The following is an 18,620-nucleotide window of genomic DNA, read 5'->3' as shown; positions in this document are numbered from 1 at the left end:
GCAGACGACTTTGAAACCCCGCGACAACCCGATCGGCACGAGGTTGTCACCCATCTCTTAGGTACGTTTCGTTACCCATGTCTCCGGGCCGGACACAGCTGTTGGGTGGCGGAGAGGGAGGGATTCGAACCCTCGATACAGCTTGAGACCGTATGACGCTTTAGCAAAGCGTTGCCTTCAGCCACTCGGCCACCTCTCCGGTGCGAGCCTTATGCATCTAATTACTTGGGCCGGTCAATTTGGAAGCGCGTGTTTTCGTTCGAATATTCCCAGCGATCTTCGAAACAAAACGGGTTTGCTCTCACGGCGAGACCATAAAGCCGTGAGAGGGGGCGCAGACCTGGAGCGCCCGGCGCATGTTGCAAATATGGCTCTGCGCATGAAATCGCGGTCTCTGCCGTAAGTGGCTGGACCTGTTAGAGATATCGCTCCTGCGTCACGGGAAGCCCGGCCGAGAGGCGAATCCGTCGTCTCCGCCTGCCGGGCTACCGGCCTCGGCCCCAACAATCCCCGCTATCCATAAAGAGTGTCCGCCGCGCCCGCTCTGGACTTTGCTCTAGGCAGGTCAAAAGCCGCTGAGGGAAGGGTCGAGCTTCCCTCTGAGTCTCCTTCTGATTCCACGATTCGAGGGCGCCGGAGCTCTCTTGAGACGAGCTCCCGGCTGCAGCGCCTCATGTGGGGAACTTTGAAGGCAAATGGAACCGTACAAAAAATGTCAATGTAAACAATGCGTTACAAAGACGATCCGATCACATCTGCGTGTTATTTGTGCAACACCCGTCGGAAAACGCGCTTCTTGGGCCCGTCGCGGAGCGTTCTGTTGTTGTGTGTGCAAGGACGTTCGGTAATTGTGACTGAGCGACGGAGGGGGGCATCCCGAGGTCGTCCCGTTTTAGGTGGTTCGCTTAAGTCCCTCGCGTTCAGCGGGTGTGTCCGAAGGCGCGAAGCGACTAAGCGGTGAGTTAAGGGACAAGGGAACCAACCTTAGGGTGTTTCACCCAGCGGATCCGGAACCTTCCCTATAGAGCAAACTTGGAGGTTTAACATGAAGTTGGTTAAGAGCCTTTTGCTCGGTTCAGCGGCGGGTCTGATCGCCGTTGGCGGAGCGCAGGCAGCCGATCTCCCCGTGAAGGCCAAGGCGGTCGAGTACGTGAAGATCTGCTCCCTGTACGGTGCCGGATTCTACTACATCCCGGGCACTGACACCTGCATCAAGCTGGGTGGTTATCTGCGTGCTGAAGTCGCGCTCGGCACGAACAGTGTCTACGGCATGGCGACCGGCACCCCGGCCGGGGCGCACAACCGCCTGAGCAACTACTACACTTGGCGCGCTCGTGAAGACCTCAACATCGACACGCGCACCGCGACCGAATATGGCGTGGTCCGCACGTTCTTCGATGCGACGTTCTCATGGACCTCGGGTGGCTATGTCGGCCTGGGCAACGCCACGGGTCTGACCCAGTATACCGCCGGGCTCGGCATCAACTCGGCTGGTGGTCTCGCTGGTGCAAGCGCCGTCAACCCCACCGACGGCGGTACCTCGGGCGGTTCGCTCGGCGTCTACTACGCCTTCATCCAGTTCGCCGGCTTCACGATGGGTAAGGCCGTGTCGCAGTTCGACGCGCCCTGGACCAACTATCCCGGCAACAACTTCGACGGTCTCGTCGGCGGCAGCGGCACGGTCACTGGTGTCAACCAGTTCACCTACACCGCTGACTTCGGCCAGGGTGTGACGGCGGCGTTCTCGGCGGAAGACGCGACCGCGTACTACCAGGCCGGCAACGTGAACCTGAGCGGTGCGACGGGCCTCGGTGCGATCACCGGTGCTGCGTATGGCTCCAACGCCATCGGTGGCTCGCGTTCGCCGAACCTCGTCGCTATGGTCCGCGTCGACCAGGCTTGGGGTCTCTTCCAGGCGTCGGTCGCTGCGCACGACAACCACGTTGCCTATTATGGCGCGACCGAGCCGACTGGCCACCCCGACGACAAGTGGGGTTGGGCGGTTCAGCTCGCTCTGTCGATCAAGAACATCCCGACCGGTGCGGGTGACACGATCAACGTCCAGGGCGTCTACACGGACGGCGCGACCCGCTACAACTTCCAGAACCTGGTCGGCAGCTCGTTCGGCATCTACGGCAGCTCGGGTGTTGCCTACCAGAGCTTCGGAGGCGGCTTTGCTCCGGACACCGTGTTTGTCACCGGCGGCTCGCAGGAGAGCATCAAGACCTGGGGCTTCCGTGGCGCTTACACCCACAACTGGGATCCCTACTGGAACACCGCGATTTACGGTGCTTACGGTGCGGTTCAGTGGGGTGGCGGGGCCAAGACCTTCCTTTGCGGAGCCGGTGGTCTCATCTCGTCAATTGCGGGCGTGACGGGTTGTAACCCCGACTTCAACATCGGCCAGGTTGGTTTGATCACGCGCTGGACTCCGGTGAAGAACCTGACCTTCTCGGCTGACTTCAACTGGACCCACCTCGACCAGAAGTATTCTGGCGTCGTGACCACCACTGCAATCAACTCGGGGTCTGCCAAGCCGATCGCGAGCTACGAGCTGAAGGACCAGGACTCGTTCACCCTGCTCCTCCGCGCTCAGCGCAACTGGTAAGTTCGGTCTAACGACCTGACAGAGAGCCCCGGCGGGAAACCGCCGGGGCTTTTCTTTGTGCGCCCAGCATGGGCGCACTCTTATGGGTGCAAGTCCCATCGTAAGCTGATCACGGCGAGCGAAGTGAAGCGCAACTGCATGAGGGCGACCGAATGTGGAGAGGAAGCGTGGATCGAAGCTGCGGGCCGATGAACAAGAACCGGATAGAAGGCGCTGCCGACCGGGGCGAGCGGGCAATGAACCGCGAAGCTCCTGTGATCAAAGGGAAGCGGCGTAAATCTGGCGGTCGTGCAGTGAAGGAGTGCGTTCTTACCTGGGGAGATCTCGCCTTGCGCCTGAAAGGGCGACGGTGTCGAGCCGGAGCGAGAAGTCAGCCGAGGCCGTAGTAGTGGGTGGGAAGGCTGCAAGGCCGCCCCGGAGGCGAAGGGCCGAACGAGAGGCAGTGTTCCAACACCATGCCGAGGTGGCAAGCATCGCGTCAGACGCCTGCGCGAGCAGGGCGGCTCGAGGAAGGACGCGGTGAAGCCGCGTGGGCCTCGGGCAGCGACGAAGCGCGCCGCCCGCGGCAGGAAGCGGGGAGCACGGGGTCAGAGCTGCTGATGGCGGCGCTGACGAGAGAGAACCTGCAACGGGCGCTCAAACGGGTTCGGGCCAACAAAGGCGTAGCCGGCATAGATGGTCTGGACATTGACCAGACCGTCGTGCACCTGCGCACGGCGTGGCCCGCGATCCGCGAGCAACTGTTGTCGGGGATGTACCGGCCCAGTCCGGTGCGACGGGTGACGATTCCCAAGCCTGACGGTGGTGAGCGCGAGCTCGGCATCCCGACGGTGACGGATCGTTTGATCCAGCAGGCGCTGCTGCAGGTGCTGCAGCCCATTCTTGATCCGACCTTCAGCGAGCACAGCTACGGCTTCCGGCCGGGCCGAGGTGCGCACGACGCCGTCCTTGCGGCGCAGTCGTACGTGCAATCGGGCCGCCGGATCGTGGTGGATGTGGACCTGGAAAAGTTCTTTGACCGGGTCGATCACGACATCCTCATCGACCGCCTTCAGAAACGCATCGCAGACGCCGGTGTCATCCGGCTGATCCGGATGTATCTGAACAGCGGGATCATGGACGATGGCGTGGTCCAGAAGCGCACGATGGGGACGCCGCAGGGCGGCCCGCTGTCGCCGCTGCTGGCCAATGTCCTGCTCGATGAAGTGGACAAGGCGCTGGAACGCCGGGGCCATTGCTTCGTGCGCTACGCCGACGATGCGAATGTTTACGTTCGCAGCCGCCGGGCGGGTGAACGGGTGATGGTGCTGCTTCGGCGGCTCTACGGCAAGCTGCGCCTGACGGTCAACGAGACCAAAAGCGCGGTGACCAGTGTGTTCGGTCGCAAGTTCTTGGGCTACGGCTTCTGGCCGGGTCCGGGTGGCGTGATCAAACGCAAGGTCGCCGACAAGCCGCTGAGGACGTTCAAGCAACGCATCCGGCAACTGACCAGCCGCAATGGCGGGCGCAGTCTGCAGGAGGTGGTGGATCATCTGCGGCCCTATGTTCTGGGTTGGAAGGCGTACTTCCGGCTGGCGCAAACGCCGAAGGTCTTGCGAGAGCTCGACCAGTGGCTGCGTCATCGGCTGCGCGCCATCCAGCTCAAGCAGTGGAAGCGCGGTACGACCATGTACAGGGAACTGCGAGTGCTCGGAGCCAAGCTCGACGTTGCGCGACAGGTGGCGGCCAACAGCCGCCGCTGGTGGCGCAACAGCGGCATGCTCCTCAACGCCGTATTGACCCTGAAGTGGTCGGACCAGCTGGGACTGCCTCGTCTCTCATGACCTCAACCTCTCGAACCGCCCGGTGCGGACCCGCATGCCGGGTGGTGTGGCAGGGGAGCGACCCACAAGGTCGCCCCCTATGCCGATTTGGCGGGTGAGGTCGTTCGCGACCGGAGTGAGAAGGGGAGCGGGGGACGTCCGCTTTCGCGCAAGCTGTCTTCCCAGAGGCTGCCAAATCCGCTGCCGGGCTGGGGCCACTGCGCCGCAAGGCCACTCGACGATGTTCAGGCCTTTCGTTGAGATGGGACTGAGAGACCGAGACAATGGCCTTCGAGCAGATCAACGGCGGCGCGACCGCCGATCTACCCGCAACGCCGCGGCTCGCGGGCCCCGGGAAAAACGGCTCACCCAAGTTCGTTCCTGTCAGGGCATGCCCCAACGGCTCGGTGCCGGACCAAATCCGTGCGGCCGCTATCGCAATTCGGAAGCGAATGTCGGGGAGGTGATTCTATTCCACGCTGCCGACGCCGCGGCGCAAATCGGCCTCGATCTGCAGCCGCGTACCGCCGCCGAACCGGGCGCGGTAGACCTGAAGGTTCTCCATGATCCGCTGCACGTAGTTGCGCGTCTCGGAGAAGGGGATCAGCTCGACCCAGTCGACGGCATCGACCTTGGGGTTGCGCGGATCGCCGTAGCGGTCGATCCACTTCTTCACGCTGCCGCGGCCGGCATTGTAGGCGGCGAAGGTCATGATGTAGGAGCCGCGATAATCCTCGAGCAGCCCGCCGAGCTCGGCCGAACCGAGCGTGGCGTTGTAGACCGAATCGTTCCTGAGCCGCCCCAGATCGTAGGTCGCGCCGTGCCGCTTGCAGACATAGCGGGCGGCATCCGGTGTCACCTGCATCAGCCCATAGGCCTGTGCCGGCGAGACCACCGATGGGTTGAATGCGCTCTCCTGCCGCGCGATGGCGTAGACGATGCTGCGCTCGACCTCGGGGCCGATCGGCGTGAATTGCGGAATGCCGTTGACGGGGTAGGCGTAGAAGTCGAACGGCAGGCCGCGGTTGAGCGCGGCCTTGCCGACCAGCAACATGCCGCGCGCGTCGTTGTGGCGCTGGGTCAGCTCGCCGAGGCCGGCAAGCGCCTCGGGATCGCCGTTCTCGCCCATGTCGGCAAGCATCGGCACCGCCATCTCGCGTTCGTCGAGCTCGTAGAGCAGCTGCGCCGCACGCACGATCTCCAGCCGTTCGGCGCCGCGGCCGCGCGGCTGGCTGTTGAGCTCGATCTGCGGCAGGCCGAGTTTTGCGCGCGCGAGCTGGCCGTAATAGCTGGTCGATTGCTCGGCAGCGCGGGCATAGGCATTGCGCGCCTCCTGCTGGCGGCCGGCGGCTTCCGCGGCGCGGCCCTGCCAATAGCCGGCGCGCGCCAGCGTGGTCGGATTGACGCTGCCGACGCCGATGCGGGCAAAGTGCTGCGCGGCGGTCGTGGGGTCGTTGAGGAAGCGCAGCGCGATCCAGCCCGCGGTGAATTCCTGCTCGGTCTTGTAGATGTCGCGCGAGGGCAGGGCCGCATCGCGCGCGATCAGATAGGCGCTGCGGAATTCCTCGGTGTCGATCATCTTGCGCGCCAGGAGGCGCCGCTCGATCCACCATTCGTCGAGATTGTAGAGCCGGTTCGGATCCTTCGGCGCCGATAGCATCAGCTGGGCGGCCTCGGTGAACTTCTCCTCGCGGCGCAGCAGCTGAATCTTGCTGAAGAGGAAGCCGGGATCATTGTGCAGCTCGCGCGGTACCGCCTCGAGCAAGGCGCGCGCGTTCGGCGCCTTCTTGACGGAGGCGATGCGGGCCTTGGCGAGCGCGACATAGCCGGCACCGAGGCGTTTTGCGGCGCGCAGCGCGGCTTCGTTCTCGCTGCCGTAGAGCAGGGTGTCCATCCGCGCCTTCTGGTCGCCCGGCGTCAGCAGCGCACCGAACTGGTCGAGCGCGTTGTTCTCGGTGTCCTCCGACATCGGATCGCTGCGCCATGCCTCGCGCACCAGCCGCTCTGCATTGGCGCGGTCGCCGCGCGCCAGCATCGCCTTGGCGAGCGTGAAGCGGCCCTTGGCGGACACCGGAGATTCGTTCTCGAACCAGGACCACGCGACGGAATCGTCGCGCCTGTCGTCCCACATCGCGGCCTCGAGGCGGCGGCGCAGGAAGGTCTGCGACGGCCAGCTCGGATTGGCGGAGAGGAAGGCGCGGTAGCGTTCGACGGTCGCGCCATTGTCCTCGCTGCGCAGGATGATCCATTCCGCAAGCTTGCGTGCGACGGGATCCGAGATCGAGGCCGCATAGTTGGTGGCGTCGCCCGGCTTGCGCTTGTGCACGAGCTCGATGACGTTCTCCAGCGTGTCCTTGTCGGCTTGCGACGTCGACGAGGTCGCCGCGACCGCGGCCGGCGTGACCGGCTTGCGCGGTGCGGCGTGCTGGCGGGTTGCCGGCGCCAGCACAGGAGCTGCGATGGGTTTTGCGGGGGGCGGGGCGGTCGGCCTGACGGTCGCCGTCACGGCCGGGGCGGGCGCGGATTTGGCGGACGAGCCGCTGGCGGTCGGCTGTGATTTCGGCGCGGGGGCTGCGGCCGCTGGCTTCGGCTTGTCCTTCGCGGCGTCCTTGCCCGCGTTCTTGCCGGCATCCTTCCCAGCATCCTTCCCAGCATCCTTGGCCGGCTTCTTCGCTGCGTCCCTGGTCGGAGCGCCAGCCGCCCCCTTGCTCGCGCCCTTCGTTGCGTCCTTGCCGGTTCCCTTCGCCGTGTCCTTGGCTGCGTCCTTCGCTGATCCTCTTGCGGGATCCTTGGCAGCTTGCTTCGCGGGGTCCTTGGTCCCGTCCGCGGGCGTCTCATTGGACTTGGCGAGGGCGACGCAGCCGACCGACAGCCCTGCCATCAGGCTCACGACCAGACCCAGGGATCGCCAGGCGGCACGAGGAAAGGAGGTCACGGCGTTTGGTCGCCCCGAATCAGTGAAGTGGCTCAAGATCTAGCTAAATCTGATTGAATATGCGGACAAAATACCAACAGCCGCTTACTTCGGGCGGGTTTGCACCACCACCGCGGCAAAATCGCGGCCTAAACGGTGCGTCCCGCGGCAGCGGCCCTTTTACCAGCGGGATAGACCCGATATGTATGGGCTTGCTCTCAAGATTGCCGCGTACGGAGGAAGTCCATGGCAGCCAAGACGAAATTCCGGGGGTCGTTCACCGCCTTGGTCACGCCGTTCAAGAACGGCTCGCTGGACGAGGCGGCGTTCCGCTCCCTGGTCAACTGGCAGATCTCGGAGGGCACCAATGGCCTGGTCCCGGTCGGCACCACCGGCGAGAGCCCGACGCTGAGCCATGACGAGCACAAGAAGGTCGTCGAATGGTGCATCGCTGAAGCGAAGGGCCGTGTGCCCGTCATCGCGGGTGCCGGCTCCAACTCGACCAAGGAGGCGATCGAGCTATCGCAGCACGCCGAGAAGGCGGGCGCGGACGCCGTGCTGATCGTGACGCCCTATTACAACAAGCCGACGCAGGAAGGGATGTACCAGCACTTCAAGGCGATCAATGATGCGATCGGGATTCCAATCATCATCTACAACATCCCGCCGCGCTCGGTGATCGACATGTCGGTCGACACCATGAAGCGGCTGTGGGAGCTGAACAACATCGCCGGCGTCAAGGATGCCACCGCCAGCATGGTGCGCGTGTCGCAGCAGCGCGCCGCGATGGGCGAGGATTTCAACCAGCTCTCGGGCGAGGACGCCACCATCATCGGCTACATGGCGCATGGCGGCCATGGCTGCATCTCGGTGACCTCGAACGTCGCGCCGCGCCTGTGCTCCGAGTTCCACGCCGCCTGGCAGAAGGGTGACACCAAGGCTGCGCTTGCGATCCATGACAAGCTGATGCCGCTGCACAACAACCTCTTCATCGAGAGCAACCCATCGCCGATCAAGTATGCGATGTCGCTGCTCGGCAAGCTCGACGAGACGCTGCGGCTGCCGATGGTGCCGGTCTCCGAGCCGACGCGCGTTGCGGTGCGCAGCGCCATGGTGCATGCCGGCCTGATCAACTGAGGCGGTAGGCTTTCGGGGAGCTTGTCATGGGCGGGGTCGACGAAAAGGGCATGCGGATGCTCAAGGAGTTCCGCGAGTTCGCCATGAAGGGCAACGTCGTCGACCTCGCGGTCGGCGTCATCATCGGTGCGGCCTTCGGCGCCATCGTAACTTCGCTGGTCGGTGACGTCATCATGCCGATCATCGGCGCTGCGACTGGCGGTCTCGACTTCTCCAACCACTTCATCCCCTTGTCGAAGGCGGTCACCGCCACCAACTTAGCGGATGCGAAAAAACAAGGCGCCGTGCTTGCTTACGGTAGCTTCCTCACGCTGACGATCAACTTCATCATCATCGCCTTCGTGCTGTTCCTGGTGATCCGCGCCATGAACACGCTGAAGCGCAAGGAGGAGGCCACACCCGCCGCTCCACCGAAGCCGTCGGCCGAGGTCGAGCTGCTCACCGAGATCCGCGATCTCCTCAAGAAGTGACGCGCGCGCTTCATCCGAACTGTTAGCTTAGGCGCGCATCTCGATCAGGTTTGACTTCCAGGTTTCACTGTCATGGCCGATAAGAACGAACGTCCGATCAAGGTCATGGCGGAAAATCGCAAGGCCCGCTTCAACTATGCGATCGAGGATACGATCGAGGCGGGCATTGCGCTGACCGGCACCGAGGTCAAGTCGATCCGCAACGGCAAGAGCACGATCGCGGAATCCTACGCCGATTCCAAGAACGGCGAGATCTGGCTGATCAACGCCACCATTCCCGAATATCTCCAGGGCAACCGCTTCAATCACGAGCCGAAGCGGCCGCGCAAGCTGCTGCTGCATCGCCGGCAGATCAACAAGCTGATGGGCGCGGTCGACCGCGAGGGCATGACACTGATCCCGCTCAAGCTTTACTTCAACGAGCGCGGGCGCGCCAAATTGCAGCTCGCGGTTGCCAAGGGCAAGAAGTTGCACGACAAGCGCGAGAGCGAGAAGAAGCGCGACTGGAGCCGGGAGAAGGGCCGGCTGATGCGGGCGAGGGGGTAGTGCGATGAACCAGCGGAACCTGCTCGAGGTCGATTGGAGTCAGATTCCCGCGCCTGAGGACGACGGCGGTGCCGCGCATCTCAAAGGCTCGACACTGCCGCCGATCGGCCTGCTCGCGACCGACGACACGTCGGTGACACTGTCGGCACTGCGCGGCCGGACCGTGGTGTTCGCCTATCCGCGGACCGGCGAGCCCGGCAAGATCGCGCTGGTGGATGATTGGGACATGATCCCGGGGGCGCGCGGCTGCACGCCGCAGACTTGCGCGTTCCGCGATCTGTTTGCCGAGCTGAAGGCTGCCGGCGCTGCCCAGGTGTTCGGTCTCTCCACCCAAAGCAACGCCTACCAGACCGAGATGGCCTCGCGCCTGCATCTGCCGTTTCCGGTGCTCTCGGACGAGAAGCTGGCGCTGACGCGCGCGCTGAACTTGCCGACCATGGAGGTTGCGGGCCTGACGCTGATCAAGCGCCTCGCCTTGGTCATCGACGATGCCAAGATCACGCACGTGTTCTATCCGGTGTTTCCGCCCGACCGGAACGCCGGCGATGTCCTCGACTGGCTGAAGGCCAATCCTGCCAAGGCCTGATCGCGAGGCCTAGTCGAGGTCGGCCTTGATCCTCGCGAACACCGACCGGAACATGTCGGCCGTCAGCACGCCGGTGTTCGTGTTGTAGCGCGAGCAATGATAGCTGTCGTACAGCTTGAACGCGCCGGCCTGATGCACCGCGCCATGGCCGAAGGGGGCCTGCGAGGCCTTCAGCTTCAGCGGCTTGAGCACGCTGTCGTGCGCAATGCGCCCGAGCGCGACGATGGCGCGCAGCTTCGGCATCGTCTCGAGATTCGCGACGAGGAACTGGCGGCAGGTGTTGATCTCGACCGGCAGCGGCTTGTTTTGCGGCGGCACGCAATGCACGGCATTGGCGATGCGGCAGTCGACCAGCTTCAGCCCGTCGTCGGGACGCGCCTGATAGACCCCCTTGGCAAAGCCGTATTCGAGCAGCGTGGCGTAGAGCAGGTCGCCGGCATAGTCGCCGGTGAAGGGACGGCCGGTTCGGTTGGCGCCCTGCATGCCCGGCGCCAGGCCGACGATCAGGAGGCGTGCCGTGACGTCGCCGAAGGGCGGAACCGGGGCATTGTGCCACGACGGCTCGCGCGCGCGGTTCGCCTGGCGAAAGGCGACCAGGCGCGGGCAGAGCGGACAGTCACGATCAGGGACGAGGGTGGGGGGCTGGCGGCTTGACCGTGCCGCCTCACTCCTCGAAGTCGTCATCACCCCTCGGCGCCATGGTGGTCGCGCGCTGGAGGAACTGCGGGGCGTGGTGGCGTCCCTCGCCACGCTCGCCGCGGTCGCGCGGGGCGGGGCGTTCGGACGGATCGCGGCCGAGCTTGGATTGCAGCTCGACGAGGTCAGTGAAGACGTCGGCCTGGCGGCGCAGTTCGTCGGCGATCATCGGCGGCTGGCTGGCGATGGTGGAGACTACGGTGACCCGTACGCCGCGGCGCTGGACGGCCTCGACCAGGGAGCGGAAGTCGCCGTCACCGGAGAACAGCACCATCTGGTCGATGTGCTCGGCGAGCTCCATGGCGTCCACGGCAAGCTCGATGTCCATGTTGCCCTTGACCTTGCGGCGGCCGGAGGCGTCGATGAATTCCTTGGTTGCCTTGGTGACGACGGTGTAGCCGTTGTAGTCCAGCCAGTCGATCAGCGGGCGGATCGAGGAGTATTCCTGATCCTCGATGATGGCGGTGTAGTAGAAGGCCCGCAGCAGCGTCCCGCGGCTCTGAAACTCCTTCAGCAGGCGCTTGTAGTCGATGTCGAAGCCCAGGGTTTTCGCCGTCGCGTAGAGATTGGCCCCGTCGATGAAGAGCGCGATCTTGTTGGTAGGTGAAGGTGACATTCAGTTTGCTCGCGTAGTGTGTCGTGATTGATCGTTTATTGTTGGCGCGGCGGCAGCCAGTCGCGCAGTCCCAAGGTGGCGCCTAAACCCGTCGAATCCGCAAATCCGGAGAAGTCGGGGCAATCAAGGTATAGTTATGGCGGACTCTCATACACCCGGTGCCGCCCACGATGGCAGCCCGGGAAATCACCCATCCCAGCCCTAATGTGGGGGTACCAGAGCCATTTGGCGAGGCCAAATCACAAATTGGCCTTGCGAAATCGCCTTGGCCCCTATAACTAGCCCCAATCATCCACATATTTCGTCTCACCCACAACGGAGCGACAGTCCATGGCTCGCGTCACCGTAGAAGATTGTATCGACAAGGTCGACAACCGGTTTGACCTGGTCCTGCTGGCCGCCCACCGCGCCCGCATGATTTCGTCAGGTTCACAACTAACGGTTGACCGCGATAACGACAAGAACCCTGTTGTGTCTTTGCGTGAAATTGCCGACACGACCATCTCGCCGGAGGACCTGCGCGAGGAGCTGGTGCACTCGCTCCAGAAGTTCGTCGAGGTCGACGAGCCCGAGCCGGACACGGTGCCGCTGATCGGTTCCGCTGGTGCCAGCGTCGATGCGGACGATACCGAAGTTGCCGTTGAGCGCATGACCGAAGAGGAGCTCCTGAAGGGCCTCGAAGGCCTCGCGCCGCCGGAAGAGCAGCCCGAGGAGGACGAGTAATCGTCCCGTCGCAATCGTCGACTTCTTGTGATCATATCAAAGGCCCGAACCGTTGTTCGGGCCTTTGCTTTTGTTGGCGTTTTCGTGGTTACCATAGCGTTGTCGGTTGGCGCCGCGCACCTGTCACCGAATTGATCGGACGCGCGCGCGATCGGCGCTAAGGTGTATACAACGGGCAGCTCATGGCCCGTTTGAAGGCAGGACGGCATGGTATATCGGCGCCGGAGATCAACGCAGATGCAGGCCGCAACCGAATCGGTTGCCATGGCCCCGACTGCGCCGGTGGTGCGCCCGGCAAAGCCGCGCGCGCGCATGATGCGTCAATATGACCTCGTCGAGCGCGTCAGGTCCTACAATCCCAACACCAACGAAGATCTGCTGAACCGCGCCTATGTCTACGCCATGAAGGCGCACGGCTCGCAGACGCGTGCCTCGGGCGATCCGTATTTTTCGCACCCGCTCGAAGTGGCGGCGATTCTCACCGACCTCAAGCTCGACGATGCCACCATCGTGGCCGCGCTGCTGCACGACACGATCGAGGACACCGAAGCGACGCGGGCCGAGATCGACCAGATCTTCGGGCCCGAGATCGGCGCGCTGGTCGAGGGCCTGACCAAGCTGAAGCGGCTGGAACTGGTGTCGCGCGAGGCCAAGCAGGCCGAGAACCTGCGCAAATTGTTGCTGGCGATTGCCGACGATGTCCGCGTATTGCTGGTCAAGCTCGCCGACCGCCTGCACAACATGCGCACGCTGGAATTCGTGCCGACGGAGTCGCGTCGGCGCATCGCCGAGGAGACGCTCGACATCTATGCGCCGCTGGCGGGGCGCATGGGCATGCAGCAAATGCGCGAAGAGCTGGAGGATCTGTCCTTCCGCACCCTCGACCCCGAGGCCTATTCGGTGGTGATGCAGCGGCTCGATGCACTCGCCGAGCGCAACCGTAACCTGATCGGCGAGATCGAGGACCAGCTCTCCAACAATCTGCGCCACCGGGGCCTGGGGGCGCGAGTCTACGGCCGCCGCAAGAAGCCATTCTCGATCTGGACCAAGATGGAGCGCAAGTCGGTCGGCTTCGAGCAATTGTCGGACATCTTCGGCTTTCGCGTCGTCGTGAACGATGTCGAGGCATGCTACCGCGCGCTCGGCATCGTTCATACTACCTGGCCGGTCGTGCCGGGCCGTTTCAAGGACTACATCTCGACGCCGAAGCAGAACGACTACCGCTCGATCCATACCACCGTGATCGGTCCGGGCAACCAGCGCGCCGAGCTCCAGATCCGCACCGAGGAGATGGATCAGATCGCCGAGCGCGGCATCGCCGCGCACGTGTTCTACAAGGAAGACGCGGGCTCGCCGACCGAATACCTCAAGCGGGAATCCAACGCGTTTGCCTGGCTGCGCCACACCGTCGGCATCCTGTCGGAGAGCGCCAATCCCGAGGAATTCCTCGAGCACACCAAGCTCGAGCTGTTCCACGACCAGGTGTTCTGCTTCACCCCGAAGGGCAAGCTGATCGCGCTGCCGCGCCATGCCAACGTGATCGACTTCGCCTACGCTGTGCACACCGATGTCGGCAACAGCGCGGTGGGCTGCAAGATCAACGGTCAGTTCGCGCCGCTGTCCTCGGAGCTCCAGAACGGCGACGAGGTCGAGGTGCTGACCTCGGAAGCGCAATCGGCACCGCCCTCGGCCTGGGAAACGCTCGCGGTCACCGGCAAGGCGCGCGCCGCGATCCGCCGCGCCACCCGGACTGCGGTGCGCGATCAATATGCCGGTCTCGGCCGGCGCATCGTCGAGCGCCTGTTCGAGCGCGCCAAGATCGAATACGCCGACGACAAGCTCAAGGGCGCGCTGCCGCGGCTGGCGCGCACCTCGATCGAGGACGTCATGGCGGCGGTTGGGCGCGGCGAGATCAAGGCGTCCCACGTCGCGCGCGCAATGTATCCCGACTACAAGGAGGAGCGCGTCGCCCGCTACGGCATCAAGAAGGGCCTGGCCGCCAAGCTCAAGGAAAAGTCGTCCGAGCCGCCGCGCAGCCCGGTCGCGATCCCGATCCGCGGCATCAATTCCGACCTGCCGGTGAAGTTCGCGCCGAACGGCGGCGCGGTGCCCGGCGACCGCATCGTCGGCATCGTTACCCCGGGCGAGGGCATCACGATCTATCCGATCCAGGCGCCGGCCCTGAAGGATTTCGAGGAGGAGCCGGAGCGCTGGCTGGACGTGCGTTGGGACATCGAGGATACCGCGCCGCAACGCTTCCCGGCCCGCATCAAGGTCGAGAACGTCAACGAGCCCGGCGCGCTGGCGCAGATCGCGACCGTGATCGCCGAGCACGACGGCAACATCGACAACATCAGCATGCAGCGCCGCTCACCCGATTTCACCGAGACGACGATCGACCTCGAAGTCTACGATCTCAAGCACCTGAGCGCGATCCTCGCCCAGTTGCGCGCGAAGGCGGTCGTCGCCCGCGTTGAACGTGTTAATGGATAGACGCATCTCGCATGCGTCCGTCTCTCCGATTTCGTGAGTCCTGAAATGCCCGCTTCTCCGCTCCGCCTCGGCGTCAATATCGATCACGTTGCAACCGTGCGTAACGCGCGCGGAGGCCGCCATCCCGATCCGGTGCGCGCCGCGCTGCTGGCCATCGAGGCCGGTGCCGACGGCATCACGGCTCACTTGCGCGAGGATCGCCGGCACATCCGCGACGAGGACATGGCGCGGCTGAAGGCGGAAATCTCCAGGCCGCTGAATTTCGAGATGGCGGCGACCGACGACATGATGCGCATCTCGCTCGCCACCAAGCCGCATGCGGTGTGCCTGGTGCCGGAGCGGCGCCAGGAGGTGACGACCGAAGGCGGGTTGGATGTGGTCGGGCAGCACAACGCGCTCGCGCCCTACATCGCACGGCTGAGCGATGCCGGCATCCGCGTCTCGCTGTTCATCGCGGCGGATCCTGCGCAGATCGAGATGGCGGCGCGGCTGCGCGCGCCCGTGATCGAGATCCATACCGGCGCCTGGTGCGATGCCGTCGTCGACGGCCTCGCCGACAAGGCCGCGGCCGAATGGCAGCGGATCGTGGCAGGGGTGAAGCTGGCGAAGGAGGCGGGGCTGGAGGTTCATGCCGGCCACGGGCTCGACTATGCGACGGCGGAGACGATCGCAGCGCTGCCGGAGATCATGGAGCTGAACATCGGCTACTACATGATCGGCGAAGCGCTGTTCGTGGGCCTTGCCGAGACGGTGCGCACCATGCGCGCGGCGATGGACCGCGGCCGGAGCCGGGCATGATCATCGGCATCGGCTCCGACCTGATCGATATCACCCGCGTCGCCAAGGTCATCGAGCGCCACGGCGAACGCTTCCTCGATCGCATCTTCACCGAGGCCGAGCGGGCCAAGGCGGAGCGGCGGGCCAAGAACGAGAAGATGGTGGTGGCGACCTATGCCAAGCGCTTCGCCGCCAAGGAGGCCTGCTCCAAGGCGCTCGGCACTGGCATCAGGCGCGGCGTCTGGTGGCGCGACATGGGGGTGGTCAACCTGCCGGGGGGGCGGCCGACCATGCAGCTCACCGGCGGCGCCCTGGCCCGGCTCCAGGCCCTGACGCCGGAGGGGTTCGAGCCGCGGATCGATCTGTCGATCACCGACGACTGGCCGCTCGCGCAGGCCTTCGTCATCATTTCCGCCGTCCCGCCGGCCAAGCCCTGACCGTTCAGTGGTCATTTTATAATTCGTATTAGAAATCAATATCTTATTCAGTTTTGATGCGATCCTTGATTGCGTGGCCCCCGACAACCGTCTAAAAGTCCGCCGACGCAAATCAGGCTGGGCGAATTCGGCTTTACGCCGGAATTGGCCCTCATTATCAGAATCAGGACAATCTCCTTGCGCCGCGATGCGATGGGCCGTTCGCGGGAGGAGGGCGCTCTGTGATCGCCGGCCGGAATTGAGAGAGCAATGAGCGTGACTTCGGGAACGAAAACTGAGAGCGGCGTCGGCGAAACGATCCGGGTCGTGATCCATGCTCTCCTGATCGCGCTCGTGATCCGCACCTTCCTGTTCCAGCCGTTCAACATTCCCTCGGGGTCGATGAAGGCGACGCTGCTGGTCGGCGACTATCTGTTCGTCTCGAAATATTCCTACGGCTATAGCCACTACTCGATCCCGTTCTCGCCGCCGCTGTTCTCGGGGCGGGTCTGGGGCTCGGACCCGAACCGCGGCGACATCGTTGTGTTCCGCCTGCCCAAGGACGACTCCACCGACTACATCAAGCGCGTGATCGGCCTTCCCGGCGACCGCGTCCAGATGCGGGACGGGCTGCTCTACATCAACGACACCCCGGTCGAGCGGCAGCGCATGAGCGAATATGTCGGCGAGGATCCGTGCGGCTCCGAGGGCGGCGGCATCTCCCGGGTGAAGCGCTGGAAGGAGACGCTGCCGAACGGCGTGACCTATGAGACGCTGGACTGCGCCGACAACGGCTACATGGACAACACCAACGTCTACACCGTGCCGGCCGGGCACTTCTTCATGATGGGCGACAACCGCGACAACTCGACCGACAGCCGCTTCCTCGGCCAGGTCGGCTACGTGCCGCAGGAGAATTTGATCGGCCGCGCCCAGATGATCTTTTTCTCGATCGCCGAAGGCGAGCATGCCTGGATGTTCTGGCGCTGGCCGTGGGCGGTGCGCTGGAATCGCTTCTTCAAAATCGTCCGATGAAAGACGACGCCAAGGACATCACGACCCAACCGATCGACGCGCAAGCCGTCCCTGACGGCGAAGCTGCCGCCAAGACGCTTGCGACCAAGTCTTCTGAAACCAAGACTCCTGAAACCAAGTCTCCTGAAACCAAGACGCCTGCGAAGAAGAAGCGGGCGCGGAGCAGCAAGGCCAAGGCGGCGGACGCGAACGCCGCGCTCGAGGCGCGCATCGGCCACGGCTTCACTGACCCGAACCTCTTGATGCAGGCGATCACGCATGTCTCGGCGCTGAAATCCGGTCGCAAGCGCGGCGACAGCTATCAGCGGCTGGAATTTCTCGGCGACCACGTGCTCGGGCTCGTCGTCTCCGACATGCTCTATCACGCCTTCCCCAATGCCGATGAAGGCGAGCTGTCCAAGCGGCTTGCCGAGCTCGTACGCAAGGAAAGCTGCGCGGACGTGGCCAAGTTGCTCGGCCTGCTCGACGACATCAAGCTGGGTTCAGTCGGCTCCAGCGCCGATGCCCGCTTACGCAAATCGATCCTCGGTGACATCTGCGAAGCCGTGATCGGCGCCATCTTCCTGGACGGCGGCCATGCCGCGGCGGCCGAGTTCGTCAGGCGCAACTGGACCGAGCGCATGCACAAGCCGCGGCGTCCGTTGCGCGATCCCAAGACCGTGCTGCAGGAATGGGCGCAGGGCAAGGGGCTGCCGACGCCGGTTTACCGCGAGGTCGAGCGCACCGGCCCGCATCACGATCCACAATTCCGCGTCGCCGTCGACCTGCCGGGCCTCGCGCCGGCCGAAGGCGTCGGCGGCAGCAAGCGCGCGGCAGAGAAGGTGGCGGCCTCGGTGATGATCGAACGTGAAGGCGTTGGCGGCGGCAATGACGGCTGAAGCAAGCGGCGAGGCGCCTGCCGCAACGCGCTGCGGCTTCGTCGCGCTGATCGGCGCGCCCAATGTCGGCAAGTCCACGCTGGTCAACGCGCTGGTCGGGGCCAAGGTCACGATCGTCTCGCGCAAGGTGCAGACCACGCGTGCGCTGATCCGCGGCATCGTCATCGAGAACAACGCGCAAATTGTCCTGGTCGACACACCCGGCATCTTCTCGCCAAAGCGCCGGCTCGACCGCGCCATGGTCTCGACCGCCTGGAGCGGAGCGCATGATGCCGACCTCGTCTGCGTGCTGCTGGATGCCAAGACGGGGATCGACGAGGAGGCCGAAGCGATCCTCGCCAAGGCAGCCAGCGTCAACCACGAGAAGATCCTCGTCATCAACAAGGTCGACCTGGTCCAGCGCGAGAAGCTGCTGGCGCTGGCGCAGGCCGCCAACGAGCGCATGAAGTTCGCGAGGACCTTCATGATCTCGGCGATCACGGGGGACGGCGTTGACGACATCCGCACGACGCTCGCCCAGATGGTGCCGCCGGGCCCGTTCCTCTATCCCGAGGACCAGATGTCGGACGCGCCGATGCGGCAGCTGGCGGCCGAGATCACCCGCGAGAAGATCTATCAGAAGCTGCACCAGGAATTGCCCTACCAGTCCACGGTCGAGACCGACAAATGGGAGGAGCGCAAGGATCATTCGGTGCGGATCGAGCAGACGATCTACGTCGAGCGCGAAAGCCAGCGCAAGATCGTGCTCGGCAAGGGCGGCGCCACCATCAAGTCGATCGGCGCCGACTCGCGCAAGGAGCTGATGCAGATCCTGGACGTGCCGGTGCATCTGTTCCTGTTCGTCAAGGTGCGCGAGAACTGGGGCGACGATCCCGACCGCTACCGCGAGATGGGCCTGGACTTCCCCAAAGAATAACCAGGAA

Annotated in this window: 16 protein-coding genes and 1 tRNA gene; 13 read left to right on the top strand and 4 right to left on the bottom strand. The window is 64.3% G+C overall.

The window, feature by feature from the left end; translation table 11 throughout:
* Nucleotides 1–106 precede the first annotated feature (106 nt).
* Nucleotides 107–199: transfer RNA gene (locus GGD63_RS31690), tRNA-Ser, on the bottom strand.
* A gap of 846 nt (nt 200–1,045) precedes the next feature.
* Between GGD63_RS31690 and GGD63_RS31685 the strand changes: the two genes are divergently transcribed.
* Both GGD63_RS31685 and ltrA read left to right on the top strand, forming a co-directional pair.
* Complete coding sequence (locus GGD63_RS31685) at nt 1,046–2,608, top strand: porin (protein ID WP_183247885.1); 1,563 nt, start codon at nt 1,046–1,048, stop codon at nt 2,606–2,608.
* A gap of 455 nt (nt 2,609–3,063) precedes the next feature.
* Entirely contained in the window at nt 3,064–4,431 is a 1,368-nt protein-coding gene (gene ltrA, locus GGD63_RS31680; protein WP_183247882.1) for a group II intron reverse transcriptase/maturase, read from the top strand.
* Nucleotides 4,432–4,879: 448 nt separating this feature from the next.
* Here the strand turns inward: ltrA and GGD63_RS31675 are convergent, their stop codons facing one another.
* Entirely contained in the window at nt 4,880–7,291 is a 2,412-nt protein-coding gene (locus GGD63_RS31675) for a lytic transglycosylase domain-containing protein (protein WP_183247898.1), read from the bottom strand.
* Nucleotides 7,292–7,570: 279 nt separating this feature from the next.
* Here GGD63_RS31675 and dapA point away from each other — a divergent pair, with 279 nt between their 5' ends.
* From dapA to GGD63_RS31655, 4 genes are all read left to right on the top strand, one after another.
* Complete coding sequence (dapA, locus tag GGD63_RS31670; protein WP_183247881.1) at nt 7,571–8,461, top strand: 4-hydroxy-tetrahydrodipicolinate synthase; 891 nt, start codon at nt 7,571–7,573, stop codon at nt 8,459–8,461.
* Between the two features lie 56 nt (nt 8,462–8,517).
* Complete coding sequence (gene mscL / locus GGD63_RS31665) at nt 8,518–8,931, top strand: large conductance mechanosensitive channel protein MscL (RefSeq protein ID WP_183247896.1); 414 nt, start codon at nt 8,518–8,520, stop codon at nt 8,929–8,931.
* A 72-nt stretch (nt 8,932–9,003) separates the two neighbouring features.
* Nucleotides 9,004–9,477: an SsrA-binding protein SmpB gene (gene smpB / locus GGD63_RS31660; protein WP_024341117.1), complete on the top strand. Its 474-nt coding sequence runs from the start codon at nt 9,004–9,006 to the stop codon at nt 9,475–9,477.
* A 4-nt stretch (nt 9,478–9,481) separates the two neighbouring features.
* On the top strand, nt 9,482–10,063 hold the full coding sequence (locus GGD63_RS31655) for a peroxiredoxin (RefSeq protein ID WP_183247879.1): 582 nt from the start codon (nt 9,482–9,484) through the stop codon (nt 10,061–10,063).
* Between the two features lie 9 nt (nt 10,064–10,072).
* On the opposite strand, the gene GGD63_RS31650 is transcribed toward GGD63_RS31655, so the two are convergent.
* Both GGD63_RS31650 and GGD63_RS31645 read right to left on the bottom strand, forming a co-directional pair.
* The gene (locus tag GGD63_RS31650) at nt 10,073–10,747 is read right to left on the bottom strand and encodes a uracil-DNA glycosylase (protein ID WP_183247877.1); all 675 of its coding nucleotides are present in this window, start codon (nt 10,745–10,747) and stop codon (nt 10,073–10,075) included.
* Nucleotides 10,728–11,375, bottom strand: a complete 648-nt coding sequence (locus tag GGD63_RS31645) for an NYN domain-containing protein (protein WP_018644573.1) — start codon at nt 11,373–11,375, stop codon at nt 10,728–10,730. Before GGD63_RS31645 ends, GGD63_RS31650 begins: the two co-directional genes overlap by 20 nt.
* Before the next feature lie 330 nt (nt 11,376–11,705).
* Here GGD63_RS31645 and rpoZ point away from each other — a divergent pair, with 330 nt between their 5' ends.
* The 7 genes from rpoZ (at nt 11,706) to era (ending at nt 18,613) form a co-directional block, all read left to right on the top strand.
* Nucleotides 11,706–12,098, top strand: a complete 393-nt coding sequence (gene rpoZ, locus GGD63_RS31640) for a DNA-directed RNA polymerase subunit omega (RefSeq protein WP_008133017.1) — start codon at nt 11,706–11,708, stop codon at nt 12,096–12,098.
* Nucleotides 12,099–12,305: 207 nt separating this feature from the next.
* A complete protein-coding gene (locus tag GGD63_RS31635; protein WP_183247875.1) occupies nt 12,306–14,591 on the top strand; it encodes a bifunctional (p)ppGpp synthetase/guanosine-3',5'-bis(diphosphate) 3'-pyrophosphohydrolase in 2,286 nt (761 codons plus the stop codon).
* A gap of 45 nt (nt 14,592–14,636) precedes the next feature.
* A complete protein-coding gene (locus tag GGD63_RS31630; protein WP_183247873.1) occupies nt 14,637–15,389 on the top strand; it encodes a pyridoxine 5'-phosphate synthase in 753 nt (250 codons plus the stop codon).
* Complete coding sequence (acpS, locus tag GGD63_RS31625) at nt 15,386–15,805, top strand: holo-ACP synthase (RefSeq protein WP_183247871.1); 420 nt, start codon at nt 15,386–15,388, stop codon at nt 15,803–15,805. Before GGD63_RS31630 ends, acpS begins: the two co-directional genes overlap by 4 nt.
* Nucleotides 15,806–16,054: 249 nt before the next feature.
* The gene (lepB, locus tag GGD63_RS31620; RefSeq protein ID WP_183247869.1) at nt 16,055–16,819 is read left to right on the top strand and encodes a signal peptidase I; all 765 of its coding nucleotides are present in this window, start codon (nt 16,055–16,057) and stop codon (nt 16,817–16,819) included.
* Nucleotides 16,816–17,697 carry a ribonuclease III gene (rnc, locus tag GGD63_RS31615; RefSeq protein WP_183247867.1) on the top strand — a complete coding sequence of 294 codons (882 nt, stop codon included), beginning with the start codon at nt 16,816–16,818 and terminating at the stop codon, nt 17,695–17,697. Before lepB ends, rnc begins: the two co-directional genes overlap by 4 nt.
* Nucleotides 17,687–18,613 (top strand): GTPase Era, encoded by a 927-nt coding sequence (era, locus tag GGD63_RS31610; RefSeq protein ID WP_183247865.1) that lies wholly within the window; start codon nt 17,687–17,689, stop codon nt 18,611–18,613. Before rnc ends, era begins: the two co-directional genes overlap by 11 nt.
* Nucleotides 18,614–18,620 lie beyond the last annotated feature (7 nt).

Source organism: Bradyrhizobium sp. cir1 (genome assembly GCF_014198245.1).
Classification (GTDB): domain Bacteria; phylum Pseudomonadota; class Alphaproteobacteria; order Rhizobiales; family Xanthobacteraceae; genus Bradyrhizobium.
The sequence above is the reverse complement of the archived record's forward strand: the minus strand, read 5'-3'. Positions and strand labels throughout refer to the sequence as shown.

Coding starts and splice junctions, on each gene's coding strand:
- GGD63_RS31685 (WP_183247885.1), top strand. CDS start 1,046: ATGAAGTTGGTTAAGAGCCTTTTGCTCGGTTCAGCGGCGGGTCTGATC.
- ltrA (WP_183247882.1), top strand. CDS start 3,064: ATGCCGAGGTGGCAAGCATCGCGTCAGACGCCTGCGCGAGCAGGGCGG.
- GGD63_RS31675 (WP_183247898.1), bottom strand. CDS start 7,291: ATGGCAGGGCTGTCGGTCGGCTGCGTCGCCCTCGCCAAGTCCAATGAG.
- dapA (WP_183247881.1), top strand. CDS start 7,571: ATGGCAGCCAAGACGAAATTCCGGGGGTCGTTCACCGCCTTGGTCACG.
- mscL (WP_183247896.1), top strand. CDS start 8,518: ATGCTCAAGGAGTTCCGCGAGTTCGCCATGAAGGGCAACGTCGTCGAC.
- smpB (WP_024341117.1), top strand. CDS start 9,004: ATGGCCGATAAGAACGAACGTCCGATCAAGGTCATGGCGGAAAATCGC.
- GGD63_RS31655 (WP_183247879.1), top strand. CDS start 9,482: ATGAACCAGCGGAACCTGCTCGAGGTCGATTGGAGTCAGATTCCCGCG.
- GGD63_RS31650 (WP_183247877.1), bottom strand. CDS start 10,747: ATGACGACTTCGAGGAGTGAGGCGGCACGGTCAAGCCGCCAGCCCCCC.
- GGD63_RS31645 (WP_018644573.1), bottom strand. CDS start 11,375: ATGTCACCTTCACCTACCAACAAGATCGCGCTCTTCATCGACGGGGCC.
- rpoZ (WP_008133017.1), top strand. CDS start 11,706: ATGGCTCGCGTCACCGTAGAAGATTGTATCGACAAGGTCGACAACCGG.
- GGD63_RS31635 (WP_183247875.1), top strand. CDS start 12,306: ATGGTATATCGGCGCCGGAGATCAACGCAGATGCAGGCCGCAACCGAA.
- GGD63_RS31630 (WP_183247873.1), top strand. CDS start 14,637: ATGCCCGCTTCTCCGCTCCGCCTCGGCGTCAATATCGATCACGTTGCA.
- acpS (WP_183247871.1), top strand. CDS start 15,386: ATGATCATCGGCATCGGCTCCGACCTGATCGATATCACCCGCGTCGCC.
- lepB (WP_183247869.1), top strand. CDS start 16,055: ATGAGCGTGACTTCGGGAACGAAAACTGAGAGCGGCGTCGGCGAAACG.
- rnc (WP_183247867.1), top strand. CDS start 16,816: ATGAAAGACGACGCCAAGGACATCACGACCCAACCGATCGACGCGCAA.
- era (WP_183247865.1), top strand. CDS start 17,687: ATGACGGCTGAAGCAAGCGGCGAGGCGCCTGCCGCAACGCGCTGCGGC.